Raw genomic sequence first — 23,407 nt, forward strand, 5'->3', positions numbered from 1 at the left:
CTAGAACCCGAAGATGCCGGCGGGCAGCACCATGTCGAAGGCATATCTGAAAATGGCATAGGTGATGCCGGACGTCAGCACGGCGATCAGCGCGTACAGGGGCAGGTTCGGTTTCTTGGCGGCGGGGGTCAGCATGGTGAACTGGATCACCAAGTAGGCGACGGTCGACAGCAGGAACCCGACCGGCTCCAGAAGAGCCACGTAGGCGACGATCAGGGCGATGGTCTTGAAGACGGTCCGCTGATCGGTCCGGGCTTCCTGATCCGTCTCGCTGGCCGCCATGTTTCTGGCTGTCGCCAGCTGCAGGATGCCCAGCAGACACATGATGAGGCTGAGCACGTAGGGGACGAAAGATGCATCCACGAAGCCATACTGATTCTTGACGTGCGGGATCTGGCTGGTCAGGGTCATGTATCCCAGGCCGGATGCCAGCATGATGGCGCCGACGATGAATTCGCGCTTTTTAAGCCTGTCCATAAGCATAGGGTTCCGAAATCTGGAAGGAGGGCGGGAGCTGCGCTCCCGATGCTGCGCCCGCGCCGCCGGTAGGGCGGTTGCGGCGGGCGCTGGGCGTGCGCAGCGGCTTAGCGTTGTCGCAGCAGGTCCTTGTACTGCATCAGATCGGTGCGGATTTCATTGAGCTTCTGGACGGCGGCATCGGTGGGATAGAAAGTGACCGGCTGCTTGAAGCCGTCTTCCAGCGCCTTGGCGTAGCCAGGGTCCTGGGTGATCTTTTCCATGATGTCGGACATTTTCTTCACGATGGCCGGGTCCGTGCCCTTTGGAAAGGCAATGACGTAAGGCTTGGTCATGTCCAGCTTGATGCCCTGTTCGTCGAAGGTCTTGATGTCGCCCAGCAGGGGATTGGGCGTGCTGCTGTACTGGGCCACCATGGCCATGTCGCCGGTTTTTTGATAATCCTGCACCGCGCCGTAGGAGATCGAGGCCAGACCGATGCGCCCGCCCAGCAGCGAGGTGATCTTGTCGGATGCCGAGCCGACGTCGACGAACTTCATCGTGATGCCGGCTGCTTTCTGGAACATCAGCCCTTGCAGGTGGGAAAAGCCGCCGAATTCCGTGCCGTAGATGACGGACCCCTCGGCGGCCTTGGATTTGGACACGACGTCGCCGACGGTTTTCAGACCGGATTCCTTGCCCGCGACGAGCACCACGCTCTTGTCGACGGCGGGAATGCTGGAGATGGCCAGTTTGTCATCGAACTTATAGTCGATCAGGCCCGAGACCTCGTTGACGATCAGGAATCCGATATGGCCGAACAGCATCGTGTTGCCGTCCGGTTGAGCGGTTTGCACCTTGTTCATCGCCATGGTGCCGCCGCCGCCGTTCATATTGGTGACGATCATCGTGGTGCCCGTCATCTTTTCAAAGTACCGGGCCATGGTGCGGGCGTTGAAATCGGTGTCGCCGCCAGCGCCTGCCGGGACGACGACCTGAATGGGTTTGCTGGGCCATGCATCGGCAGCCTGAGAGGCCAGCGGGAGAGCTGCAGTCAGGGCGGCAATCAGGGTGCCGAGGGCATAGTGTCGGATGGGGGTCATGTCTCTTCTCCTCGAGTGGGTGCTGCTGGGTAGGGGTGGAAAGCTTTGGTTTTGAATGAGCGTGGTGGTTCAGGGGGGCTGCCGGCAGTCCGATTGGGCGGTGGTCCAGCGTGTGGCCTGTTCGCTCAGGCTCAACCCCAATCCGGGCAGGGTGGGCACCTGGATGCGGCCTTGCTGGATACGAAGGTCTTCATTGAATAAAGGGCGTAGCCAGTCGAAATGTTCGATCCAGGGGTCGCTCGAATCGGGATAGGCTGCGGCCAGATGAACGTGGATTTCCATCACGAAATGCGGCGCAAGCCCCATGCCGCGTTGCGCCGCCAGGTCCATCACCTGCAGAAACGGGGTGATGCCGCCGATGCGGGGGGCGTCCGGCTGAAGAAAGCCGATGGCGCAGTTGTCCAGCAATGCTTCGTGTTCGCGCCGGCTGCTGAGCATCTCGCCGGTCGACAAGGGGGTGGCGCTGGCAGCCGCCAGCGCGGCATAGCCCTGATGGTCGTAGGTATCCAGCGGCTCTTCGATCCAGGTCAGGCCGAAGGGTGCCATCCGCCGGCTGGCTTGCAGGGCGGCGGCACGATCCCATTGCTGGTTGGCGTCCACCATCAGGGGGATGGCATCCCCCAGTTTCGTCCGGATGGCGTGCAGGCGCTTCAGGTCGAGATCCAGATCGGGCTGCCCGACCTTGATCTTGATGCCGCCGATCCCGGCAGCCAGAGAGACGTCGATATTGTCCAGCACCTGATCCAGCGGCGTGGACAGATAGCCGCCGGATGTGTTGTAGACGGGCAGGGATTCCCGCCGCGCGCCCAGCAGGCGGGACAGCGGCAAGCCGGATCGCCGGGCCTTGAGATCCCATAGGGCGATGTCGAACGGGGCGATGGCGTGCATCGCCAATCCGCTTTGGCCGATCGAGGCCAGCGCCCAAGCCAGTTTGCTCCAGAGCGCGGAAATATCGTCGGGATTCTCGCCGATCAGCAGGGGCGCGATCTCGCGGGCCAGTTCGTACAGTGCGCCGCCGCCGGTGCGCAGGGTGTAGCTGAATCCTAGGCCCTCGTGCCCGTCGTGCGTCTGCAGACGCACGAAGATCAGAGCGACGTCGGTCAGAGGTCTTTGCCGCCCGGTCAGTACCTTGGCGTCGCTGATAGGGCGGGGCAGGGGCAGTCGGATCAAGGAAACCTGGGCCTCGCGCACGACATCGCTGCGGACATCGGTTTGCGAAACGAGGGCTTGGTCAGCTGTGTTGAGAGACATAGCCAAAAGCACTCCTGATGAGGATCAGTCTTTATATGTCATCGTATAACCAGTTTATTTTTTCGACAACTGGCATGGGTTTCAGGGCTTTTGAAACTGGAAAAATTGACCTGCTGGAAATATATAAATAATTGATTTTTAATATAAAAATTATATTTTTATAAAATTTTAGGGGAATTCCCTGATCAGTTATTTTGATGGGGTGATATACAGTTGTTATGTCGTACAACTGTGATATAAATCTGTTCAGAGCGTATTCACCCGTCTCCTGTCTCCCTTTTTCGGATCGATCATGCATCTGTCGTCAGTCAAGATTACCCCGATTGCTTTCAAGGATCCGCCGCTGCTGAACGCTGCCGGCATCCATGAGCCCTATGCCTTGCGCACCATCATCGAGCTGGAAAGCGACACAGGGCACATCGGTCTGGGGGAAACCTACGGAGATGCGCCCGTGCTGGATCTCTTGCACGCGCTGGTCCCCTTGCTGGCGGGGATGAACCCCTTCGATCTCAACGGTTTGCGGCGGCGTGTCCAGCAGGTGGTCGACCAGACGCGCGTCAGCGACAACACGGCCTTTACCCTGGCGCCGGGCACCGACCCCGCCAAGAACGTGCAGAAGCTCTACTCGGCCTTTGAAGTCGCCTTTCTGGATATGCAGGCCCGTTATCTGGGCATGCCGCTGGTGGATCTGCTGGGCGGGCGGGTGCGCGACGCCGTGCCGTTCAGCGCCTATCTGTTCTTCAAGTATGCGCGGCATGTCGATGCAGATTACCCGGATGACGCCTGGGGCGAGGCCCTGACGCCGGCGCAGCTGGTCGCCCAGGCCGAGACCATGATCGCTCGTCATGGATTCAAGAGCATCAAGCTCAAGGCCGGGGTGCTGACGCCGCAGGAAGAAGTCGCCTGCATCCAGGCCTTGGCGGATCGCTTTCCCGGCATGCCGCTGCGCATCGACCCCAATGGCAACTGGGCCTTGGATACGGCGATCGATGTCGGCAAGCAGTTGGACGGTCTGTTGGAATACTACGAGGACCCCTGCCCGACGCTGGCCGACATGGCCGCCTTGCACCAGGCGACCGGCATGCCGCTGGCAACCAATATGGTCGTGACGGACCTCGCCCAGTTCCGTGCGAATACGATGGCGCAGGGTTGCCAGATCATCTTGTCGGATCACCATTACTGGGGAGGTCTGCGTGACACGCAGTTGCTGGCGCGGATGTGCGAGACCTTTGGTTTAGGCCTGTCCATGCATTCCAATTCCCACTTGGGCATCAGCCTGGTGGCGATGGCGCATGTCGCCGCCAGCGTGCCCTTGCTCAGCTACGCCTGCGACACGCATTATCCGTGGCTGGACCCGGACGAGGAAGTCGTGGTCGGCGGTCAGCTGCGTTTTCAGGACGGCGCTTTCGTGTTGGGGGATGCGCCCGGTCTGGGTCTTGAGATCGATCAAGACGCGCTGGAGCGGCTGCATCAACAATACCTTGCCTGCGGCATCCGGTCGCGAAATGACGCGGCTCAGATGCGTAAATACCAGCCTGACTGGACCGGCAAGGCGCCCCGATTCTAGGCGGTCTCCATGAGCTATTGAAGTATGATGACCGTTCTCTAAACCTCAATGTGATCTCCATCATGGCCACTGCTCCTGTTCGGCGTTCGCGTAGCTTGACTCAGAATGTGGTGACGGCTTTATCCGAGCGGATCCGCAATGGCGAGTTTCACGTCGGTGAAAAGCTGCCCACCGAATCCGAATTGATGGAATCCTTCGGGGTCAGCCGCACGGTCATCCGCGAGGCCATTTCCCGGCTGCAGGCCGCGGGTCTGGTCGAGACCCGGCATGGCATCGGCACCTTTCTGCTGGAACCGCAAAACGAGCAGCACCTGCGCATCCGCACGGAAAACATCCTGACCATGCTGGATGTCATGGCGATCCTGGAATTGCGGATCAGTCTGGAAACAGAAGCCGCCGGCCTGGCTGCCTTGCGGCGCACCGAAGCCCATCTGCAGCAGTTGCGGGCCGCTCTGGATGAATTCGCCGCCAGCATTTATAAGAAAACCGGCAATGCCGTCGTGTCGGATGTGGCGTTTCACCTGCTGGTAGCCACCGCTACCGGCAATCGCTATTTCCACGACATCCTCAAGCAGCTAGGCAAGACGATCATTCCTCGGACGCGGGTGGATTCCGCCGCCTTGGCCGACGATGATCGCGTCCGCTACCTGGAACGCGTGCATGTGGAACACGAAGATATCTATAACGCCATCGCCCGCAAGGACTCGGATGCCGCCAGGGCGGCCATGCGCACGCACTTGGCAAACAGCCGCGAGCGGCTGCGAAAAGCGCAGGAATCCGTGGCGTAGCCGACTCGATTCCCGGGCGCTTGCTTCTCCTTCATTCGTGTGTCGTCATACCTGTGATCAGAACGGCGGTGCTGTCCTGATCACAGGGGTATTGCCGCCTGCGGTGACGTAAGGGTAAACGTCAGGTGCCTGGTCCTCATTTTGATTGCCCCTTTTTGTTTAACGTTGTATGATGACGTATGACATAAATAATGAGGAAGCAAATTCCGATTGCTCCCTCATCACCAGAGGACACTCTCATGATCTCGTGCCAGGAACTGAAGGTAATAATGAACGACGGGCTGCTGTCCTTTCCCGTCACCGATTTCGATGCCAATGGGGATTTCAACGCCAAGGGTTATCAGGCGCGGCTGGAATGGCTGATGCCGTTCGGCGCGCGCGCCCTGTTCGCGGCGGGCGGCACCGGGGAATATTTTTCTCTGACGCTGGACGAATTTTCAAAGGTCGTGGAAACCGCCGTCAAGACCTGTCAGGATCACACGCCGATTCTGGCAGGCGCGGGCGGGCCTACGCGCACCGCCATTGCTTTCGCACAGGAAGCTCAGCGCCTGGGCGCTGCGGGTCTGCTGTTGATGCCGCACTACCTGACGGAAGCCCCGCAGGACGGCATCGCGCGTCACGTCAAAGAAGTCTGTGATTCGGTCGAGATCGGCGTGGTGCTCTACAACCGCGGCCAGTGCCGCCTGTCGGCATCCGTGCTGGAACAGCTGGCCGAGGAATGCCCCAATCTGATCGGCTTCAAGGACGGCATCGGCGACATCGAAAACATGGTGCGGGTGCGCCGCCGCCTGGGCGACCGCTTCGCCTATCTGGGCGGTCTGCCCACCGCCGAGGTCTTTGCCGCTGCCTACCGCGCCCTGGGTGTGCCGGTGTATTCGTCCGCCGTGTTCAATTTCATTCCGGCCACCGCCATGAAATTCTACGAAGCGGTCAAATCGGGCGATGACGCCACCATTACTCATCTGCTGGATACTTTCTTTTTGCCGCTGCTGGAAATCCGCAACCGCAAGGCCGGTTATGCTGTCAGCATGGTCAAGGCAGGCGCTCGCATCGTCGGCCATTCCGCCGGCCCTGTGCGCGCACCGCTGGTCGAACTGAACGACCAGGAAGAAGCATCCTTGCGGGCATTGATCGAAGCCTTGCCCGCCTGACGAACGGAAACAGCCATGACGGAGACGGCGGAACTGGTTCTGCACCTGCGGGACCAGACGGGCGAAAGCCCCCTGTGGCATGTGGGCGAGCAGGCCCTGTACTGGGTGGATATTCCGGCGGGGCTGCTGCACCGTTGGCGATCGGGCGACGGCCAGCACACCAGCTGGCGGGCGGCTCAGCAACTGGGCTGCATCGCCCGGCTGCCCGAAGACGGCTGGCTGGGGGCTGCGGAAGACGGCATCTATCGCCTGGCGCCTGCGGCAGACCAGACCCTGACTATGGATCTGGTCGCCGAGGTCCGGCATTCCAGAGCAGCGATGCGTTTCAATGACGGGCGCTGTGATCGTCAGGGACGCCTATGGATCGGCACCATGGTGGGGGATACCTCGCTGGGGGCCGCGGCGGGGGCTTTATACCGACTGTCGGGGCAGGGCGCCGGTGCGCGCCTGGATGCCGTGCTGGATGATCTGGTCACGCCCAATGGGCTGGGCTTCAGCCCGGACGGCAGGACGATGTACCTGTCCGATTCCCACCCCAGCCGCCAATGCGTCTGGGCTTTTGATTTCGATCCCGACGACGGCGTGCCCAGCCGGCGCCGGCTGTTCATCGAACGCCTGGCCGGCGGCAGGCCGGACGGCGCCGCGGTGGACGCGGATGGCTGCTACTGGATCTGCGGCAACGATGCCGGCCTGGTGCATCGCTACACCCCCGATGGCCGTCTGGATCGCAGCATGCGCGTCCCCGCCGCCAAGCCGGCCATGTGCGCGTTTGGCGGTCGTGATCTGGACACCTTGTTCGTCACCTCGATTCGTCCGGCCAATGCCGCGCCGCATGCGCTGGACGGCGCGGTGTTCGCCCTGCGACCAGGGGTGCAGGGCATCGAAGAGCCGGCCTACACCGGCTGAATCACCCTGAATTCCGCAGCCCCGCCGCAATCCCGTTGATCGTCATGTGGATCGCGCGCTGGTCGCGGGATTCCTGCTCGTTGGCGCGGTGAGCCGAGGCCGGACCGGATCGCATGCGGCGCAGCAGTTCCACCTGCAGGTGGTTCAGCGGGTCGATATAGGCGAACCGTTCGGCCAACGCAGCCTGCAGTTGGGCGTCGTGGGCCAGCAGGCCATGCCCGGTGATGTCCTGGAAAAGCTGGACGGTGGCGTGATATTCCGCTTCGATGCGGGAAAAGATCTGCTTGCGCAGCGCCTTGTCCGTGAACAGTTCCGCGTAGGCGCGGCCAATGGCCAGGTCGGTCTTGGCCAGCACCTGTTCCATATTGGACAGCAGGGTGCGAAAGAACGGCCAGTCGCGGGCCATGGCCTGCAAGCGCTGCAGGCGCGCTGCGCGGCTCAGGGCGTGATCGGGGCCGCCTTCTTCCAGGTAGCGGGTAAGCGCCGCGCCGACCCCGTACCAGCCGGGCAGCGGCAGCCGGCATTGCGCCCAGGAAAACGACCAGGGGATTGCGCGCAGGTCTTCGATGCGCTGCAGCGCTTTGCGCGACGAGGGTCGCGAGCCGATGTTCAATCCGGCGATCTCGCGGATCGGCGTCGAGGCGAAGAAATAGTCTGTGAAACCCTCGGTTTCGTACACCAGGTTGCGGTATGCGTCCCGCGCTGTCTGCGACATCCAGGCCATGGCCTCGCCGTATTCCGTGGCGTGCTGATCCTCGTTGCGGGCTGCGGGCGCGCCGGCCAGGCTGGCTTCCAGGGTGGCGGCGACGAACAGTTCCAGATGCCAGCGGCCGACTTCGGCGTCCTTGTAGCGGCCCTGGATGATTTCCCCTTGCTCCGTCAGGCGGATCTGGTTGTTCACGGTGCCGGGTGGCTGTGCGATGATGGAATCGTAGCTGGGGCCGCCGCCCCGGCCCACGGAACCGCCACGTCCGTGGAACAGGCGCAGGCGGGTGCGGTGTTTGCGAAAGACTTCCACCAAGCGGCGTTCGGCCTGATACAGCGACCAGTGTGACGTCAGGTAGCCGCCGTCCTTGTTGCTGTCCGAATAGCCCAGCATGACTTCCTGGATGCCGTGCTGCGCCTGACGCACTCGGGCGGCGACCTCGGGCAGGGACAGCCAGGCGTCCATGATGTCCGGGCCGCGTTCCAGATCGGGGATGGTCTCGAACAGCGGCACCACCATCAGGCCTGTCTGGGGCGTGGCGTTGCCCACGGTGGGCGCGATCAGGCCGGTTTCCTGTTGCAGCACCAGAACTTCCAGCAGATCGCTGAGCGTTTCGGTGTGCGAGACGATGGATTGGCGGATCGCCGCCTCGCCAAAGCGGCGCCGGCAGTCAGCCGCCATGCGCAGGATGGCGAGTTCTTTGTCGGTTTCTGCGGAATATTCGATCCAGGGGGATACCAGCGGGCGCGGCTCGCGCAGCTCTTGACGCAGCACGCGGATCCGGTCGGCTTCGTTCAGCCGGGCATAGTGGACGGCTTTGCCGTCCAACGTAACCTGGGCCTGGCGCATCAGTTCGTCGAGCACTCTCTCGTGCACATCCGAGCTTTGTCGCAGATCGACGGTGGCCAAGTGAAAGCCGAAGATCTCGACCGCCTGGCACAGGTGGGTCAGACGCAGGCGGTTCACCAGGGCGCCGTGGTGGCTATCCAGGGATTCCGAGACGATGCGCAGGTCGGCAGCCAGGTCGGTAGCCGTCGGATAGGCAGGGGCATCGTAGGTGTTGCGCCGCGCCAGCCGGCGCCCGGTCAGTGCCTGTGCGGTGGCGGCCAGGCGGGCGTAGATGTGGATGCAGGCCCGGCGGTAGGGCTCGTCCTGGCGATGCGTGGACGGGTCCTGGCTGCTGGCGGCCAGATCGGCCAGAGCGGGGGTGACCTGCATCAGCGATTGGGACACGGACAGCTCGGATCCCAGTTCGTGGACTTCGGTCAGGTAGTGGCGCAGCGCGTGGGCGCACTGGCGCAGCAGCGCTTGTTCCAGTGTCGCGGCGTTGACGTTGGGATTGCCATCGCGGTCTCCCCCGATCCAACTGCCCATATGGGCAAAGGGCGGCAGCGGCGTGTTGTCCACGTCGAACACGGATTTCGGCGGCTTGCGCAGCAAGGCTCCCATGTCCAGGTGCAACTGGGGCAAAGTGCTGAAGAAAGTGCTGGTGTAGTAGGACAGGGCGTTGTCGATTTCGTCCAGCACCGTCAGCTTGCTTTGACGCAGCATGCGGGTCTGCCACAGGGCGGCGATCAGGCCGGTCAATCGTTCCTGCAGGCGGGCCGCTTCCAGCGGGGCGTGCGGGGTATCCAATTGCCGCAGATGGCGGGCGATTTCCTGATGCAGATCCAGAGTGCTTTTACGCTGGACTTCGGTCGGGTGGGCGGTCAACACCGGCACGATACAGGCCTGGGACAGATGCTGGCGGATGCGTGTGCCCGACAGGCCGCCTGATTTCAGGCGCTCGACGGCATGCTGCAGGCTGCCGGGCGTGGCCTGGCCTTCGACCTGCCATTGCTGACGTTGACGGCGTGTCTGGTCGCGATCCTCGGCGATGTTGGACAGGTGCAGGAAATAGCTGAAGGCGCGGGCCACCGAATTGGCCTCGCCGTCGGCCAGGCGGCGGATCTGCCGTTCCAGCATCCTGCCGTCGCTATCCTGGCCTTCGCGGCGGAACTTGACGGCGGCGCGGCGCAGCTTTTCGATCACATCGTAGATGGACCGCCCTTCGCATTCCCGGATGATTTCCCCCAACGTTCGGCCCAGCATCCGGATGTCTTGTCGCAGGGGGGAAATGGCGTCATTCGAGGATGCGGGTTTCACGGGGTCTCCATCGGCGTGAGGGTGGATAGGGGTGCGGCCCCAGGAAGGCCTGGAATCGGCAACCAACAATCATAAGCGTATTCCGCTTACGTCCAGACGGCTCTTATCTCTTTTTCTTATATGCTTAGTGCCGATCCAGGGGGGCGGTCGGGCCGGATCGGCCCCGGATGACCGGGGCCTTGGGGGGAGCGACCTAGAACTTGTAGCTGACGCCCGCCGTCACGCTGCGGCCATTGCCGGGCAGAAAGGTGGGGGCCGTGGTCAGGGCGCTGGCGGGTGTCGCGTTGCGGATGACAAAGGCGCTGGCGTAGGTCTTGTTCGTCAGGTTGTCCCCCTGCACGTACGCCTGCCAGTGCTTGCCGATCTGGTAGTCGATCTTGAAGCCGAGCAGGGCGTAGCTGTCCTGTTGCGTTCCGGCGATATTGGCGTGGGTGGTTTCTGTATCCGAGGGCATCCAGCGCACGTTCGGGCCGAAGCGCAGGCCGCCGATCCGGTACAGCACTTCGGCGCTGAGCAGATGGCGCGGCACACCGGCGATGCGGTTGCCGGCGAATTCACCGCCCTTGAAACGGAAGTCGCTGAAGGTGTAGGCGACGCGGTAGTCGAAGGCCGCGCTCGCGCCGGGGGCGGGCAGGCTGCCGTTCAGACCCAGTTCGATGCCTTGGTGGCGCGTGCCGCCCCGATAGTTATAGGTGCCCGCCGATGTGCCGTTGGCATTGCTGACGGACATGATCTCGTCCTTCACGTCGCTGCGGTAGAACGCCAGCGCCCAGCGGGGGGCGTATTGACCCGGCCCGAGCGTGCCTTCCCCGCCGATTTCCACCGTGTCCGCGCGTTGCACATCGAGCTTGCTCAGATCGGAGCGCATCGTCGGCGCGTTGTTCGGCGCGGCGTTGTCACGGATGATTTCCCAGTAGGTGGGGGCTTCATTGCTGCGGCTGACGTTCGCGAAGAAGCGCTGTGATTCGACCGGGCGCCAGATCAAGCCGATTTTGGGGCTGAGGTAGCTCCAGTCCTGGTCCAGCGTATTGCCCGAGGCTTGCTCACGCGCATCGCGAATGGCCTGGGTGAATTTGAGATCGCCGACAACGGTCCATTGGGGCGTGGCATGCCATGCCAGGCTGGCCAGGGCACTGCGATTCTCCGCCTGCAGATCGTAGGTTCCGAAGCGGCGCAGTTTGCTGCCGTTTTGCGGATTGACGGCGTATAGATCGCGGTCCATGTCGCTGCGGGACCAATCCAGGGCGACGCGATAGTCGATCGTCCGGACCTTGCCGGCCAGCTGCCACTGGGCACCATAGGTCATGCCGTCGGTGACGGTCGAGACCAGGGGGTCTTGAAAGGTATCGTCGATGTTCTGGGCGTAGACGCCAAAGGTGTTGTTCAGATCCTCCGTCCCCCAGTAGGTGCGGTTGGCCAGACGGAATTGCGACGACGTGCGGTGGGGATTGCGCTGGTAGACGTTTTGCGCTTTATCGAAGGGCCCGTTGCCGTCACCCAGGACTTGACGAGGATCGTCTTCCATCTGGCTGCGCGGCACGACGGTGGGGATGGTCACGTCCAGATCCACATACGACAGATACGTCCGGTTCTCGAAGCCGTCGCCCTGGATGCCGACATTGCCCTGCACGCTGGTGCGCTCCGACCCGGAATGGTGCCGGTAGCCGTCGTATTGGTCGTGCGTGACGTTCAGGCGACCGTCCAGATTGCCGGATTGGAAGCCCTTGGCCGCCTGAGCGCCGAAACGCCCGAAGCTGCCGCCTTCCACCCGCAGCAGGTCGCCCGATGTGCCGGTCAAGGATTGGAAGTCCAGTTCGCCGCCCAGGGTCGTGGCGGCGGGCGACAGCGCATTGGCGCCTCGGCGCACACTGATCAGGCGCGCATTGCGAGGTTCCAGGAAGCCGATGACAAAGGAGCCGTCGGCCTCGTTCAAGGGCAGGCCGTCCTGCATCAGCAGCACGCCCCGGTTGACCGGGTTGCTCTGGATGCCCGACCCCCGGATGTTCAGGCGCGGCTGATCCAGGCCGCCGAAGAATTCCTGCACCACCAGGCCGGGCTGGTAATCCAGGGCGTCCTTCAGCGTGGCCAGACGGGTTTCCTTTTGCGGCTCGATCAGATTGACGCCGCCGGCCACGCCATCCAGGCGGGTGCGTTCCGCCGCCACGCCGGGGTTCAGTGGGGAGGCCTGCCGGTCGCCGCTGACGGTGATGGGATTCAGGCTGGTGACATCCTGGGCCAGGGCGGGCGTCAGGCCGGTGAAAGCCAATGCCAGGGCCAGTGTCAGGGGGCGTTGATGTGCGTGTCGTGCGCGCATGGAGATCCTTGGTCAAAGAAGCGGGGTTGAAAAGTGTGCAGGGCGGGTTGTGGCGTCCGCCCAGGGGGATTCAGGGCGGGGTGGCGGTATCCCGGATCGCTGGAACCGCTTGTTCGCATATCCGGCCGTCGGCCACGCACAGGACGCGATCCACCAGCCCGGCGAGTTCCCAGGGCTGGTGGCTGATGCAGATCAGCGCAGCGCCCGTGACGCGGGCCTGATCGGCGCACAGACGCCCCAGGTCGGCACGGAGCGCCGGATCCAGCGCGCTGAAAGGCTCGTCCAACAGCAGCAGGTCTGGTTCCAGCGCCAGCGCGCGGGCCAGGGCGGCGCGCTGCGCCATGCCGCCGGATAATTCCGCCGGCCAGGACCGTGCCGCGTCGGCCAGTCCTACGCGCGCCAGCCAACTGTCCCGCCGCGTAGCGGCCTCGTGTGCCGGGATGCCGTGCGCATGCAAGGCGATGTCGAGGTTGTCCGCCACGCTGCGCCAGGGCAGCAGACGGGGTTCCTGGAAGACCAGGCGGGTGCATGCAAACGTGTTGCGGCACACCCCGGCGCTGGGGCGCAGCAGGCCGGCGGCCAGGCGCAGCAGTGTGCTTTTGCCGGCGCCGCTGGGGCCAATGAGGCCGAGACGTTCACCGGGACGTACGGTCAGGCAGATACCGTCGAGCACGGTACGTTGCCCGAAAGACCGGCTCAGGTCGCGAAGTTCAAGCATGGCTAGGTTCCTGCCAGCGGGTCAGGCGTCGTTGGATGGGCTGCAGCAGCAGGAATTCCAGCAGGGCCACCAGCCCCAGGATCAGCAATACCCAGGCATACAGGCGCGCGCTGTCGAAGGTGCTGCGCGCATTGGCCAGCGCATAGCCCACCCCGCTTTCGGCGCCCAGCACTTCGGCCATGACCACCAGTCGCACACCGCCGCAGGCGGCAATCAACAGGGCTGCCGTCAGGGGGGCGGCCAGGGCGGGCAGATAGATGTGGCGCAGCCGCGTCCAGGCGCTGAAGCGGTAGACGTGGCTCATTTCCAGCAACTGAGGATCGATCATCCGCATGCCCTTGACCGTGTTGACGTACATGCCCGGCGCCATCATCAGGACGGTGATGAAAATCACCATGCCCGACCCCAGGCCGAACCACAGCATCGCCAGCACGACTGCCACCACCGGCGGCAGAGCCATCAGCAGCCAGCGCAAGGGTTCCAGCAGGCCGCGCAGACGAGCATCGTGGCCGGCCAGCACCCCCAGCGCAAAGCCGATCAGGCAGCCCGTGCCGACCCCGGTGGCGATGCGCAACAGGCTGGCCCGGCTGTGTTCCCAGAAGCCGGAATCCTGGCTGAGGTCGGCGACGGCTTGCAGCGCCTGCAGCGGCGAGGCCATCAGCATGGGACCCATGGCGCGGGCCGCGAGCTCCCAGCCTGCGAAGATCAGGATGACGCCCAGGACCGACCAGCGCCGGGACGTGGGCGATGCAGAAGGTATGCCGGGGGCCTTCATGAGCCGTAGAAATCCGGAGCAGGCAGCTTGCCCCCCACGGCTTCCGGGTTGTGATCCAGAATCAGTTGGTACAGGGCTTCCAGCGCCGGGCGCGCGGCCTGGGCGTCGCGGCTTTCCAGCCGGGTGACGCGGATCGATGCTTCGATGGCGTCTACAGGCAGGAAATCCAGGTGTTTGTGGACTGCGTCCGCGCAGGCGGCGGGTTCGGCCTTGCACCAGCGGGCCGAGGCCTCATAGGCCTGGGCCACCGCCTGGTTCAAGGCGGGATCGCCCGCTCGGTGAGCGTTGGCCATGATGCCCGCCTGGGGCAGATCAGGCTGTTGCGGAAAGGCGGTTCGCCAAGCGTCTTCCAGGCTTTGCACCCGACGGATGGGCTGTTGCCCCTGACGGGCATTTTGCGCCAGCAGCAGCGACACGGAGGGTTCCGGCAGCAGGACCGTGGGGGCTTCGCCCGTCAGCATCAGGGCGGTGGCGTCCTGGGCGTCGCGCGCATAGCGGATTTTCGGGGCCTGGTCGCCGGTCAGGCCCTGGGCGGCCAGCAGCCGTTCCAGCAGCAGCGCCGGCAGGTCGCGCTGAAAGGTCGTCAGCAATGGTTGTCCCGCCAGATCGGTCACCGACTGAATGGCCGGATCGGAACTGACGAACCACAGCAGCCCCCAGACCGAGACATTCAACAAACGCACCGGCAGGCCGCGATTGGCCATGATGGCGGGCAGATTGACCGGCGCGGCGCTGAAGTCGACTTCCTGTTTGGCCAGCAGCACCCGCAACTGGTCCGGGTTCTTCCAGTGCCTGAATTCCACCTGGTCCGCCCAGCCGGCCAGCGCTCCCGTTTCCACCATGTGGATCAATGGAAAGCTGACGGCAGCGGTCGGGCCGGCCAGCACCAGTTTCTGATAGGGTGCCGTCGCCGCGGCTGGCGTGTAGGATAGTGCGGCTGCCAGCAGACAGCCGGCCAGGTAGCGGTATGATGTTTTCAGGGATTTCCACATAAAATGAATGCGAATTATTATCAGTCGCATATGGTCTCACTCTGTGGTTTTGCTCACAATGACAAAAGTCAATAAAACTGGTGATTCTCCTGTGCAAGTTCTGGGCCACAGCCTGTTTCGCGGCATGCCGCAGGACCTTGCGCAGGTGTTGTTGCGCGACGCCGCCATCCTGCATGTGCAGTCGGGCGAGGTGCTGTTTCACGAGGGGCAGAGCGCCGGGGAATACCTGTATGTCCTGGGGGGCGGTGTCGAGGTGCTGCGTCATACCCAGGAAGGGCAGGACCGGGTCTTCCAGATTTTTCAGCCCGGCCAGCTGGTGGCGGAAACCGCCATGTTCATGACGCATGGCCGCTATCCCATGGAAGCGCGCGCGCGGGGCGATGCCATCGTGCAATGTCTCAAGCGCAGCGGTCTGCAGGACACCGTGCAGGTCTGGCCGGAACTGGCCAGGCGCCTGCTGACTCGCCTGAGCGACCGCATCTATCAGCGGGTGAACGACATCGAGTGGTATAGCGACAGCACGGCGGCGCAGCGTCTGGCGGATTATCTGCTGCGGCTGCCCAGCGATCCTGCCGGCACGGTCCGCTTGCCGCTGACGCAGCGCCAGTTGGCCACGCATCTGGGCGTGCGCCCCGAAACGCTGAGCCGTCTGCTGGCGGATTGGGCGGCCCAGGGGCATATTTCCGGCGCCCGCCGGGAATGGGCGCTGCGCGACCCTGCGCTGCTGGCATCCTGGGCGCAGGCGGCACGGCGGCATTTTTAACGCTTTTCGGCACCGCCGCGTGGACGGATGCGGAAATATCCCTGTGCAGCGGGCCGATTTGCTGCGCGTTGTCTGAACAGGTCGTACACTTTACGATTGTCTGCAGAAATAACCCGTAAGGATCCGCTCATGTCCAAGCCTTTGCGCTCGTCCAATATCACCCAGGGGGTGGCCCGCGCACCGAACCGTTCCATGTATTACGCCCTGGGCTACACCGAAGACGATTTCAACAATCCCATGATCGGCATCGCCAACGGGCAGAGCACGATCACGCCCTGCAACAGCGGCCTGCAGCCGCTGGCGGATGCGGCGGCAAAAGCCATCAAGGAATCCGGCGGCAATCCGCAGATGTTCGGGACGCCGACGATTTCCGATGGCATGGCCATGGGCACGGAAGGCATGAAATATTCCCTGGTCTCGCGCGAAGTCATCGCCGACTGCGTGGAAACCTGTGTGCAGGGTCAGTGGATGGATGGCGTGCTGGTGATCGGCGGCTGCGACAAGAACATGCCCGGCGGCATGATGGGCATGCTGCGTTCCAATGTGCCGTCCATCTATGTCTATGGCGGCACCATTTTGCCGGGCCACTACAACGGCCAGGATCTGAACATCGTCAGCGTGTTCGAAGCCGTCGGCGAACACGCCGCCGGGCGCATGACCGAAACCGATCTGCGCAATATCGAAACCCATGCCATTCCCTGCAGCGGATCCTGTGGCGGCATGTACACGGCCAACACCATGAGTTCAGCCTTCGAGGTCATGGGCATGAGCCTGCCGTATTCCTCGACCATGGCCAATGTGCACCAGGAAAAGCTCGACTCGGCGGCTGAATCCGCCCGCGTGCTGCTGAATGCCGTCAAACTGGATCTGAAACCGCGCGACATCGTCACGCGCAAATCCATTGAAAACGCCGTGGCCGTCATCATGGCTACCGGCGGTTCGACCAACGCCGTGCTGCACATCCTGGCGATCGCCCATGCGGCGGAAGTCGAATGGACCATCGACGATTTCGAGCGCGTGCGCCGTCGCGTGCCGGTCATCTGCGACCTCAAGCCCAGCGGCGCGCATCTGGTGGTGGATTTCCACAAGGCGGGCGGTGTGCCTCAGGTGATGAAACTGTTGCTGAACGCCGGCCTGCTGCACGGCGACTGCATCACCATCACCGGCAAGACCATCGCCGAAACCCTGGCCGACGTACCCGACGTGCCCGTCGATCAAAGCGTGATCCACACGCTAGACAATGCTCTGTATCCCGAAGGTCACCTGGCTATCCTGAAGGGCAATCTGGCCGAACTGGGCGCTGTGGCGAAAATCACCGGCCTGAAGAACCCGGCCATCACCGGTCCGGCCCGCGTGTTCGATGACGAACAGTCCGCCATGGACGCCATTCTGGCCGGCAAGATCAAAGCCGGCGACGTCATGGTCCTGCGCTATCTGGGCCCCAAGGGCGGCCCGGGCATGCCGGAAATGCTGGCGCCGACCAGCGCGCTGGTGGGTGAAGGCCTGGGCGATTCGGTCGGCCTGATCACCGATGGCCGGTTCTCCGGCGGGACCTGGGGCATGGTCGTGGGCCACGTCGCCCCCGAAGCCGCCGTGGGCGGCACGATCGCCCTGGTCGAAGAAGGCGATTCCGTCACCATCGACGCGCACAAGCAGCTGCTGCAGGTGAATGTGTCCGACGACGTCCTGGCCAAGCGCCGCGCCGCCTGGACGCCGCCCGCACCCCGCTACACGCGCGGCGTGCAGGCGAAATTCGCCTTCAACTGTTCCGACGCCAGCACCGGCGCCGTGCTGGATCGATTCGAAGACCGCAGCTGATCCTGCGCGGCCCGCCCCTCGCGGGCGGGCGGTTCTGCGGTATCGTATCGGGCTGGTTCTCTTGTGGGGGCCGGCCCTTTTTGCTGGAGATATGCATCTTGTTGACTGCCGAGCAACGCGCTTTGCAACTACAGATCCGCCTGGGTCTGGGCATGCGGGACGACTTTGACGCCGCTGCGGAAATCGAACACCGCGTCGATTTTCTGGCCGAACTGCTGCGCAGCACGGGCGCGCGCGCTCTGGTGCTGGGCATCAGTGGCGGGGTGGATTCCCTGACGGCGGGCTGCCTGGCGCAGCGGGCCGTGCAGCGGGTGCGCGATCAGGGCGGCGATGCCCGTTTCGTGGCCATGCGTCTGCCCTATGGCGCCCAGTTGGACGAGGCCGATGCCCAGGCCTGCCTGCAGGTCATTCTGCCCGACGAGGCCCTGACGGTTGACGTGCGGCCCGCATCCGACGCCATGCTGGCGGCGGTGCAGGCATCAGGGCAGGGGTTTCGCGACGCCGCGCAGCAGGACTTCCTGCACGGCAACATCAAAGCCCGTCAGCGCATGATCGCCCAGTACGCCGTGGCCGGCGCGCGCGGCGGCCTGGTGGTGGGTACGGATCATGCCGCCGAGGCCCTGATGGGGTTCTTTACCAAATTCGGCGATGGCGCCGCCGATGTCACCCCGCTGGCCGGGCTCAACAAGCGCCGGGTGCGGGCGCTGGCCAGCGCCATGGGGGCGCCGGACGCCCTGGTGTTCAAAGTACCCACCGCCGATCTCGAATTGCTCACACCCCTGAAGCCGGACGAAGACGCCTTCGGCGTCAGCTACCAGCAGATCGATGATTTTCTGGAAGGGCGAGACGTGTCCCTCGAGGCCTTCGAGATCATCGTGGGTACCTGGCGGCGCAGCGCCCATAAGCGAGCGCTGCCGGTCGCTCCTTGATGCCTTGATGCGGTAAGGCCCCGCCTTCTGGCGGCGGGCTCAGGTCCCTGCCGCCTGATCGTGGCCTGGCGCTGCGTTGCTGATCAGCCCCGCCACGATTTCATATGACCGCAGCCGCGCCGCATGGTCGTACATATTGCAGGTGATCATCAGCTCATCCGCCCCGGTGCGGGCGATGAAAGACCGCATCTGGGCCGCGACTGATTCCGGCGCACCGATGGCCGCGCAAGACAGGATGTGGTCCAGTAATTCACGGGCGGCGGGCGGCAGGCTGTCCAGATAGCCGTCCACCGGCCTGGGCAGGCGGCCAGGCCGCCCGGTGCGCAGATTGACGAAGGATTGCTGCCAGGAACTGGCCAGGAAGCGCGCCTGCTCATCCGTGTCGGCGGCAAAGACATTGAATCCCAGCATGACGTAGGGCTTGTCCAGATGTTCGGACGGCTGAAAGTGCTGCCGGTAGACACGGATGGCGTCCATCATCTGGGCCGGTGCGAAATGCGAGGCAAAGGCGTAGGGCAGCCCCAGCGCCGCCGCCAGTTGGGCGCCGAACAGACTGGACCCCAGAATCCAGATGGGAACCGGATGGCCTTCACCAGGGACGGCGCGCACGGGGTTCTCGCCCCCGAAATAGCCCATCAGTTCGACGACATCGCGGGGAAAGGCATCGGGATCCGTCTGCAGCGTACGGCGCAGGGCGCGGGCGGTCGCCTGGTCCGACCCCGGCGCCCGGCCCAGCCCCAGATCGATGCGGCCCGGATGCAGGGCTTCCAGTGTGCCGAATTGTTCGGCGATGACCAGGGGCGAATGATTGGGCAGCATGATGCCGCCGGCCCCGACGCGGATGCGGGTGGTGGCCGCCGCCACATGATTGATCAGGATGGCGGTGGCGGCGCTGGCGATGCCCGTCATGCCGTGGTGTTCGGCCATCCAGTAACGCCGGTATCCCCAGGCATCCGCGTGGCGGGCCAGGTCTGCCGTATGCGCGAAGGATTCGGCGGCGCTGCCGTCCTCGGTGATCGGCGCCAGGTCCAGGACGGATAAAGGAATGGAAACGGTCATCGAGCGGTCCTGTATAGTCGAATGTCTGAAAAAATAAAGCAGGCAGCGGCATGGTGTGCCGCCTGAAAACGCAGTGCTCAACGATAAGCCATTTTCACCGGCTACCCAAAACGAGGCCACGGGCGGGCAGATCAGCCAGTCCTCCGGCGCAGGCTCGCGCCCCCAGGACGATCAGGCCCGCTTGCGCAAGAGCAAGGGTCTGTGGCTGGCGGTGGGTTTTGCCGTGGCGTCCATGATCAGCGTCCAGACCGGGGTGTCGCTGGCGGTGCCCGTCATCGCGGATTATGGGCCGCTGGGCACGTCCTCCTTGCGCATCTGCTGGGCGGCGGTGGTGCTCTATCTGTTCGTGCGTCCGCCGCTGCACCGTTTCAGCGCCGCCCAATGGCGCGCGACGCTGATCCTCGGGGCCGGCATGGCCGTCATGTCCCTGGCGTTTTTTGTGGCGCTCGAACGCCTGCCCCAGCACCTGGCCGTCGCGCTGGAATTCTGCGGACCGCTGGCGGTCGCCGCACTGGGCGTGCGCGGCTGGCGGGCGCTGGCCTGGCCTTTGCTGGCCGCCATCGGCATTGTGTTGCTGGCCTGGGGGGATGCGCACGACGGCCAGGGCGCGGACCCGATCGGCATCGCCTTTGCCTTGCTGGCCGCAGCAGGCTGGGCGGTGTACATCATCATGATGAAGCGCGTGGGCCGCAGCCTGCCGGGCTTGCAGGGGCTGTCGGCGTCTTTGTTGGCGGCTGCAGTCCTGTCCTTGCCGTTTGCCGTGATGGAATCCGGCACCGGTCTGTTTTCCTGGCAGCTGCTAGGTTTGACGGCAGGGCTGGCCGTACTGGTGCCCTTGGTGCCCTACATCCTGGAAATGCAGTCGCTGCGGCATCTGCCGGCGGCGGCCTTTGGCGTCCTGATGAGCCTGGAACCCGCCATCGGCGCCCTGTCCGGGTGGCTGATCCTGGGGCAGGGCATGCTGATCGGGCAGATACTGGGGGTCGGCCTGGTGGTCGCCGCCAGCATCGGCGTGGTGCGGGCAGGGCGTTAGCAGCCTAGCATTCCACCACGTTGACCGCCAGGCCCCCGCGGGACGTTTCCTTGTATTTGGATTTCATGTCGGCGCCGGTCTGGCGCATGGTTTCGATCACCATGTCCAGTGTCACGTGGTGTTTGCCATTGCCGTGCAGCGCCAGGCGCGATGCGTTGATGGCTTTGTTGCCGCCCATGGCGTTGCGTTCGATGCAGGGGATCTGCACCAGCCCACCCACCGGATCGCAGGTCAGCCCCAGGTTGTGTTCCATGCCGATTTCAGCGGCGTTTTCGATCTGCGCCACTGTGCCGCCCATTACTGCCGTCAGACCCGCCGCCGCCATCGAACAGGCCACGCCGACCTCGCCCTGGCAGCCGACTTCGGCCCCGGAAATCGAGGCGTTTTCCTTGTACAGAAAACCGATGGCCGCCGCCGTCAGCAGAAAATCCACCACCCCGTCCTCCGACCAGCCGGGAATGAAAGTGCGGTAATAGCGCAGCACGGCGGGCAGCAGCCCCGAGGCCCCGTTGGTGGGGGCCGTGACCACCCGACCGCTGGCGGCGTTTTCCTCGTTCACGGCCATCGCGTACAGATTGACCCAGTCCATGGCGAACATCACATCGTCCGGGCTGGCGGGGCGGGGCGTGCCGGTTTCGCCGGATTTCGCCTTCAGTTCACGGTACAGGGTCGGGGCGCGGCGGCGGACCTTCAGCCCTCCGGGCAGGGTCTCGTCAGCAAAATCGCCCTGCAGACCGCAGCCCCGGTCGATGGCGTCGTCCATCACCTGGGCGATGCGCAGCACCCCCGCGCGCACCTGATCCTCGGGCCGCATCGTGATTTCATTGGCCATCATCAACTGGGGGATGCTAAGGCCGTGGCGGGCGCATTGATCCATCAGTTCCGCCGCGTTGGCAAAGGGATAGGGCATGGGTTCGTGTTCGGGCACCGTTTCATCGGTATCGATGCTGTCCAGCGCCCGGATGAAGCCCCCGCCGATGGACACATAGCGTTCGTCGAGCAGGATGCCGCCCTGCGCGTCTTTGGCGATGAAGCGCATGCCGTTGGGGTGTTCCGGCAGCGGCTGGACTCGCCCGGAAAACACGGTTGCGGGATCGAAGGCGATCGTATGCCGCTGCCACAGCGTCAGGCGCCGGTCGCGGTCGACGGCGTCCATCAAGGCGCCGATGGCGGCAGGGTCCACGGTGTCGGGGGCTTCGCCCATCAGGCCCAGCATGATGCCCATATCGGTGCGGTGGCCCGCGCCGGTTTCGGCCAGAGAACCGTACAGGTGAATGGACAGGGTGGTGACCTGGTCCAGCAACCCGCGCGCATCCAGGTTGCGGGCGAAATTGCGGGCGGCCCGCATCGGACCCACCGTGTGGGAACTGGACGGGCCGATGCCGATCTTGAAGATGTCAAAGACGGATAAGGACATGCTTGTCTCGTTGTCATAGTCGTTCGGGAGCGGGCGCCGTCGCGCGGGGCGGGCATTCCCTGCTTGCCTCAGATTCTAGTGATTTGGCAAAATATGGATTGAATGAAAGCGACATTCATCAGGTATTTATATGCATTTTCTGCTATTGATGGAGGATATGATGCTTCATATTCCTTTTGATGAGTTTATATTTTGAATAAAAGCGACTTTATTGCGTATTAAATGAATAAAAACGACATAAGTACTACGAGCGATATTTCGGTGCGCCTGGGATTCGTCCTGTTGCCGCAGTTCGCGCTGGGCGCATTCGCCGCGTTCGCCGATTTGCTGGGCCTGCTGGATGCCCAGACCGATACCGCCGGCCCTTGTTCCTGGGAAGTGGTGGCCGACACGCTGATCCCCGTGCGCTGCGCCAGCGGCGTGCAGGTCGTGCCGACCGATCTCCTGGGCAATCCCCTGCGTTTCGACTACATCGTGGTCGTGGGCGGCCCCCAGCAACCGCAGGACAGCCCTGGCCCCGCCCTGATGGCGTGGCTACGGCAGGCCGCCAGGGGCGGGCGTCGTCTGGTGGGGCTGTGCAATGGTGTTTTTGCGCTGGCCCAGGCCGGCGTGATGGCAGGCCACCGCCTGAGCATCAGCAGCAGCCTGTACCGCGAATTCACGGAACACTATCCGGCCTTCGGGCCGGATGACCTGGTCACCGACCAGCCTGCTGCGTTTGATCGGCGGCGCATCAGCTGCGTGGGCGGCCCCGCCGTCACCGACGTTGCCGTGCGCATCTTAAGCCGCTACCTGCCCCAGGCGGACATCCGCCGCGCCCTGCGCCTGCTGCAGATCCAGGCGGGTGAACCCCATCGTCAGGTTCAGCCCCCGCCGCCGGACGTGCCGGCGGACAGTCCCCCGGCGGTGCGCCGCGCTGTCCTGTTGATTCAGCAATACGCCGGCCAGGCCCCGAGCCTGGACAATCTGGCCAGCCGCCTGGGCCTGTCGCCGCGCCAGTTGCAGCGCCTGTTCCGCCAGCATCTGGACACCACCCCCCAGGCCTACGCCCGTACTGTGCGCCTGCGCCTAGCCGCCTGGATGCTGCGCCAGACCGACAAGAGCATCGCCGCCATTGCGTCCGACTGCGGCTTCGCCGACGCCGCGCACATGGGGCGGATTTTCAAGGGGGAATATGGTCTGTCCCCGGGCGTTTGGCGGCGTCAGGCAGAAACGCCCGAAAACACCGTATAATGGCGATCCGTTTCCGGGGTGGCTGTCTGCCACCCCGACCCTGCCCGGGTGGTGAAATTGGTAGACGCAGGGGACTCAAAATCCCCCGCCGCAAGGCGTGCCGGTTCGATTCCGGCCCCGGGCACCACGTTTAGAATCAATAGGTTGCGTTGGGCTCTACCCCATGGCTCTACCCCATTAACGGGGGATGGGCATCCATCAGACACGGTTGATGACACCGTTCCAGCCGCATTGAGCCAAGACCCTCATGCGGTAATTCTCAAAGTTTCTGAAGCCGTAGGCC

The 23,407-nt window shown here is 63.9% G+C and carries 19 protein-coding genes and 1 tRNA gene; 10 read left to right on the forward strand and 10 right to left on the reverse strand.

All coding sequences use genetic code 11. From position 1 onward, the window contains the following. The 3 genes from WBF69_RS08065 to WBF69_RS08075 all read right to left on the reverse strand — a co-directional run bounded on the left by WBF69_RS08065 (position 1) and on the right by WBF69_RS08075 (position 2,810). The gene (locus WBF69_RS08065) at positions 1–477 is read right to left on the reverse strand and encodes a tripartite tricarboxylate transporter TctB family protein (RefSeq protein WP_424263002.1); all 477 of its coding nucleotides are present in this window, start codon (positions 475–477) and stop codon (positions 1–3) included. Positions 478–584: 107 nt separating this feature from the next. Further along, positions 585–1,559: a tripartite tricarboxylate transporter substrate binding protein gene (locus WBF69_RS08070; protein WP_424263003.1), complete on the reverse strand. Its 975-nt coding sequence runs from the start codon at positions 1,557–1,559 to the stop codon at positions 585–587. 69 nt (positions 1,560–1,628) lie between these two features. Further along, complete coding sequence (locus tag WBF69_RS08075; protein ID WP_424263005.1) at positions 1,629–2,810, reverse strand: L-talarate/galactarate dehydratase; 1,182 nt, start codon at positions 2,808–2,810, stop codon at positions 1,629–1,631. A gap of 292 nt (positions 2,811–3,102) precedes the next feature. Between WBF69_RS08075 and WBF69_RS08080 the strand changes: the two genes are divergently transcribed. From WBF69_RS08080 to WBF69_RS08095, 4 genes are all read left to right on the forward strand, one after another. Further along, a complete protein-coding gene (locus tag WBF69_RS08080) occupies positions 3,103–4,377 on the forward strand; it encodes a glucarate dehydratase family protein (protein ID WP_424263007.1) in 1,275 nt (424 codons plus the stop codon). Positions 4,378–4,439: 62 nt separating this feature from the next. Next, positions 4,440–5,165 (forward strand): FadR/GntR family transcriptional regulator, encoded by a 726-nt coding sequence (locus tag WBF69_RS08085; RefSeq protein WP_424263009.1) that lies wholly within the window; start codon positions 4,440–4,442, stop codon positions 5,163–5,165. A 239-nt stretch (positions 5,166–5,404) separates the two neighbouring features. Then, complete coding sequence (kdgD, locus tag WBF69_RS08090) at positions 5,405–6,316, forward strand: 5-dehydro-4-deoxyglucarate dehydratase (RefSeq protein WP_424263011.1); 912 nt, start codon at positions 5,405–5,407, stop codon at positions 6,314–6,316. 15 nt (positions 6,317–6,331) lie between these two features. Beyond that, positions 6,332–7,222, forward strand: coding sequence for an SMP-30/gluconolactonase/LRE family protein (locus WBF69_RS08095; RefSeq protein WP_424263013.1), 891 nt, complete (start codon positions 6,332–6,334; stop codon positions 7,220–7,222). Position 7,223: 1 nt separating this feature from the next. Here the strand turns inward: WBF69_RS08095 and ppc are convergent, their stop codons facing one another. The 5 genes from ppc to WBF69_RS08120 all read right to left on the reverse strand — a co-directional run bounded on the left by ppc (position 7,224) and on the right by WBF69_RS08120 (position 14,872). Then, entirely contained in the window at positions 7,224–10,073 is a 2,850-nt protein-coding gene (gene ppc / locus WBF69_RS08100) for a phosphoenolpyruvate carboxylase (protein ID WP_424263015.1), read from the reverse strand. A 193-nt stretch (positions 10,074–10,266) separates the two neighbouring features. Beyond that, a complete protein-coding gene (locus WBF69_RS08105) occupies positions 10,267–12,387 on the reverse strand; it encodes a TonB-dependent receptor family protein (protein ID WP_424263017.1) in 2,121 nt (706 codons plus the stop codon). A 70-nt stretch (positions 12,388–12,457) separates the two neighbouring features. Continuing rightward, positions 12,458–13,105 carry an ATP-binding cassette domain-containing protein gene (locus WBF69_RS08110; RefSeq protein WP_424263019.1) on the reverse strand — a complete coding sequence of 216 codons (648 nt, stop codon included), beginning with the start codon at positions 13,103–13,105 and terminating at the stop codon, positions 12,458–12,460. After that, a complete protein-coding gene (locus tag WBF69_RS08115) occupies positions 13,098–13,880 on the reverse strand; it encodes an ABC transporter permease (RefSeq protein ID WP_424263021.1) in 783 nt (260 codons plus the stop codon). Before WBF69_RS08115 ends, WBF69_RS08110 begins: the two co-directional genes overlap by 8 nt. Continuing rightward, complete coding sequence (locus tag WBF69_RS08120; RefSeq protein WP_424263023.1) at positions 13,877–14,872, reverse strand: ABC transporter substrate-binding protein; 996 nt, start codon at positions 14,870–14,872, stop codon at positions 13,877–13,879. Before WBF69_RS08120 ends, WBF69_RS08115 begins: the two co-directional genes overlap by 4 nt. A 91-nt stretch (positions 14,873–14,963) precedes the next feature. Here WBF69_RS08120 and WBF69_RS08125 point away from each other — a divergent pair, with 91 nt between their 5' ends. The 3 genes from WBF69_RS08125 (at position 14,964) to nadE (ending at position 18,382) form a co-directional block, all read left to right on the forward strand. Next, positions 14,964–15,635, forward strand: a complete 672-nt coding sequence (locus tag WBF69_RS08125) for a Crp/Fnr family transcriptional regulator (protein ID WP_424263025.1) — start codon at positions 14,964–14,966, stop codon at positions 15,633–15,635. A 129-nt stretch (positions 15,636–15,764) separates the two neighbouring features. Then, complete coding sequence (ilvD, locus tag WBF69_RS08130) at positions 15,765–17,453, forward strand: dihydroxy-acid dehydratase (protein ID WP_424263027.1); 1,689 nt, start codon at positions 15,765–15,767, stop codon at positions 17,451–17,453. 101 nt (positions 17,454–17,554) lie between these two features. Continuing rightward, positions 17,555–18,382: an ammonia-dependent NAD(+) synthetase gene (gene nadE, locus WBF69_RS08135; RefSeq protein WP_424263047.1), complete on the forward strand. Its 828-nt coding sequence runs from the start codon at positions 17,555–17,557 to the stop codon at positions 18,380–18,382. 39 nt (positions 18,383–18,421) lie between these two features. On the opposite strand, the gene WBF69_RS08140 is transcribed toward nadE, so the two are convergent. Continuing rightward, on the reverse strand, positions 18,422–19,441 hold the full coding sequence (locus WBF69_RS08140) for an LLM class flavin-dependent oxidoreductase (RefSeq protein WP_424263029.1): 1,020 nt from the start codon (positions 19,439–19,441) through the stop codon (positions 18,422–18,424). Positions 19,442–19,514: 73 nt separating this feature from the next. Between WBF69_RS08140 and WBF69_RS08145 the strand changes: the two genes are divergently transcribed. After that, a complete protein-coding gene (locus tag WBF69_RS08145) occupies positions 19,515–20,474 on the forward strand; it encodes an EamA family transporter (protein WP_424263031.1) in 960 nt (319 codons plus the stop codon). A gap of 4 nt (positions 20,475–20,478) precedes the next feature. Here the strand turns inward: WBF69_RS08145 and WBF69_RS08150 are convergent, their stop codons facing one another. Next, positions 20,479–21,891, reverse strand: coding sequence for an L-serine ammonia-lyase (locus WBF69_RS08150; RefSeq protein ID WP_424263033.1), 1,413 nt, complete (start codon positions 21,889–21,891; stop codon positions 20,479–20,481). 222 nt (positions 21,892–22,113) lie between these two features. On the opposite strand from WBF69_RS08150, the gene WBF69_RS08155 reads away from it, so the two are divergent. Together WBF69_RS08155 and WBF69_RS08160 are read left to right on the forward strand one after the other, a co-directional pair. Further along, positions 22,114–23,124: a GlxA family transcriptional regulator gene (locus WBF69_RS08155; protein WP_424263035.1), complete on the forward strand. Its 1,011-nt coding sequence runs from the start codon at positions 22,114–22,116 to the stop codon at positions 23,122–23,124. A gap of 42 nt (positions 23,125–23,166) precedes the next feature. Beyond that, positions 23,167–23,251 (forward strand) — tRNA-Leu (locus WBF69_RS08160). Positions 23,252–23,407: the final 156 nt, after the last annotated feature.

Source organism: Castellaniella sp. (genome assembly GCF_049673105.1).
Taxonomy (GTDB): domain Bacteria; phylum Pseudomonadota; class Gammaproteobacteria; order Burkholderiales; family Burkholderiaceae_B; genus Castellaniella.